Source organism: Cobetia sp. (assembly GCF_983723665.1).
In genome coordinates, this window is the sequence record NZ_CFDJES010000113.1 from 1 (window position 1) to 2,054 (window position 2,054).

Below are 2,054 nucleotides of genomic sequence, written 5' to 3' on the forward strand. Positions count from 1 at the left end.
CCAGGCAGCGGGGCTGTCACTGCCGGTCTCGACGCGCCTGGCGCGCTACTGCCTGGTCGCGTTCTTCGTGTTGTTGATCGGCCTGCCCCTGGTGGCCTCGGGTAGTCTGGTCGATATCTTCTATCGTGCCGGGGCGCTGGTGTTCGGGGGCGGGCACGTGGTGCTGCCGCTGCTGGAGGCCTCCACCGTCGAGACGGGCCAGATCGCGGCCGATACCTTTCTCACCGGCTATGGCACCGCCCAGGCGATGCCGGGGCCGCTGTTCACCTTTGCCGCCTGGCTGGGGGCCGGCATGGCGCAGGTGGGCGGAGGTTCGGCACTGTTCGGTGCCGTCATTGCGCTATTGAGCATCTTCCTGCCGGGGATTCTGCTGCTGATCGGTGTGGCGCCTTTGTGGGGGCGTCTGCGCGCCCGCGCCGGGGCGCACGCTGCGCTCGCCGGCGCCAATGCGACCGTGGTGGGCGTGCTGGGCATGGCGCTCTATGACCCGCTATGGACCACCAGCGTGCTGAGCCGCACGGACCTGGTGATCGCGCTGGCCGCCTTCATCGCTCTGACGCGTTTCTCGCTGGCACCCTGGAAGCTGGTGCTGGGGATGGTGATCCTCGGCGCGGTGCGTGGCGTGATCTAAGTCCCGACGTCGTATCTGATAAAAGAACGCCCCCGTCTGCTGTTGGCAGGCGGGGGCGTTCTTTTTCTGCAGAGCAACTCATGCCGAGCAACTTCAGGCCGAGCGGCTGGTGTCACACCAGCGACAGCAGCGCGGTGACCAGCAGCTCGTTGTCGTAGTAGGGCGCGCTCTGCTCGCTGATCAGGCGGGTGTCGATCACGGTGATGCCCATGCGCTCGAGCGCCTCGATGCAGGGGCCGCCCGGGTAGTCACCGCGCTGGCTGTCGAGGAGCACGATGTTTAGCAGGTTCTCGGTGGGGCAGTCTTCCATGCGGCCGGTGAGGTCGGCACACAGAGTGTCGAGCAACACGCTGACCAGCTCATCCATGCGCTTGCCGGTCTGTTCCGGGTCCGGGCAGCAGTTGGGGATGTAGACCTTGGGGCAGGGGTTGGCCAGCACCGCGCGCCCGACGCCCTTGGGCAGCAGATTGGCGAGCACGCTGGAGTAGAAGCTGCCGGGAGGGAAGCAGATCAGCTCGGCCGACTCGATCAACTGGCGATTGTTGGCGTGCAGCTCCGGCACCACGGGCACATGGTGGTCGCCCTCTGCCGCGGCCAGACGCATGCGCGCGATGGGCGAGTCGAGGGGCGCGACTTCCTTGCCGGTGATGCGATGCTGACCGATGATCTCGCGGCCATCTTCCAGCGTCACCGCCAGATGACAATCGGCATTGACCACGGCGCGCACCGTGCCGCGCACGTGCACCAGCTTGGAGAACAGGAAGATGATCTGATCCAGCTGCTGGTGATGGTTCAGATAGCCACCGGCAATGATCAGATTGCCGATGCTGGCGCCGCGCAGATCGAAGCCTTCCGGCATGGCGTCGATGAGAAAGCCCAGCTGATGGCAGATCAGGGTGCGCATCGGTTCCGCGACCGCCATGGTCAACGGATGACGTCCGGCCGCCAGCTCGCGCAGCGTGGCATGTAACATCTCCGGGCGCGCTTCACGTGGCAGGCGGTGGGTAAACAGGCGATAGATGTCGGGATGGCCCAGGACGCTGTCATCGGCCAGCGCCATCAGGCGTGAACGCAGATCGCCGATGGCGGGCATCGAGAAGGCGTCGCGCAGTTTGGCCGAGCTGCCACCGGAGTCGAACGGCGTCACCAGATGGATGCTGTGGTGGGTATAGCGGGTCAAGGTGCGTGAGACCCCGGTCAGCGCGGTACCGCCACTGAAGAACAGCACGCGTGGGCCGACTTCGGGGGCTTTCAGATAGCGCCTGACGCGCATGGGATCGGGTACACGTGCGGTCCGACTGACCCTGACCTTGGCCATTGCATGGCTTCCTTTATGCTTGCATTTTTGGCATAGAGTGCCTTTTTTTACGCCCAGCGTCGCCTATTATGCACTTTCTCTCAATTCCAGCGCAGGGACTCTCGA

At 65.0% G+C, this 2,054-nt stretch carries 2 protein-coding genes; one reads left to right on the plus strand and one right to left on the minus strand.

Going from position 1 to position 2,054, the window contains the following annotated elements; genetic code table 11:
* Window positions 1-631, plus strand: a 631-nt coding sequence (locus tag AC4FAH_RS11170; protein ID WP_490246039.1) for a chromate transporter, incomplete at its 5' end; no start/stop codon positions are given.
* Between the two features lie 112 nt (window positions 632-743).
* On the opposite strand, the gene AC4FAH_RS11175 is transcribed toward AC4FAH_RS11170, so the two are convergent.
* Window positions 744-1,949 carry a GAK system CofD-like protein gene (locus tag AC4FAH_RS11175; RefSeq protein ID WP_107334613.1) on the minus strand — a complete coding sequence of 402 codons (1,206 nt, stop codon included), beginning with the start codon at window positions 1,947-1,949 and terminating at the stop codon, window positions 744-746.
* Window positions 1,950-2,054: the final 105 nt, after the last annotated feature.

What these genes read in the sequence shown, in the direction of transcription:
- AC4FAH_RS11175 (WP_107334613.1), bottom strand. Translation starts at nt 1,949, where the DNA reads ATGGCCAAGGTCAGGGTCAGTCGGACCGCACGTGTACCCGATCCCATG.